The 279-nt window shown below is 67.0% G+C and carries 1 pseudogene; it reads left to right on the top strand.

From position 1 onward, the window contains the following. Window positions 1-279 (top strand): annotated as a pseudogene (locus tag EN874_RS33380) (acetoin catabolism protein X); the annotation flags it as partial.

The following is a 279-nucleotide window of genomic DNA, read 5'->3' as shown; positions in this document are numbered from 1 at the left end:
GAACCGGTCGGCCGGCACGAACGCGGTGGCCTCGCCATCGAACTGGGCCGACACGGGCAATGCGCGTTCGAGCTGATGGCGCCCATTGCGCCCGGACTGATGCGGTCGGTGCCGGTTGCCTGCTGGCACCGCCTCGAGCATGCCGTGCCAGAGCGTGTGCAGCACGGCGCCGGCATCGTCGCACTCGACGGCGAGCGCGAGCTGGCGTTCGATAAGGATGACGAAGTATTCATGACGCTGCAAGAGAACGCCTTTTCCAGCATCGACGTGGCCGCGTGC

Source organism: Mesorhizobium sp. M1D.F.Ca.ET.231.01.1.1, from assembly GCF_003999155.2.
In the GTDB taxonomy this organism is placed as follows: domain Bacteria; phylum Pseudomonadota; class Alphaproteobacteria; order Rhizobiales; family Rhizobiaceae; genus Mesorhizobium.
The sequence above is the reverse complement of the archived record's forward strand: the minus strand, read 5'-3'. Positions and strand labels throughout refer to the sequence as shown.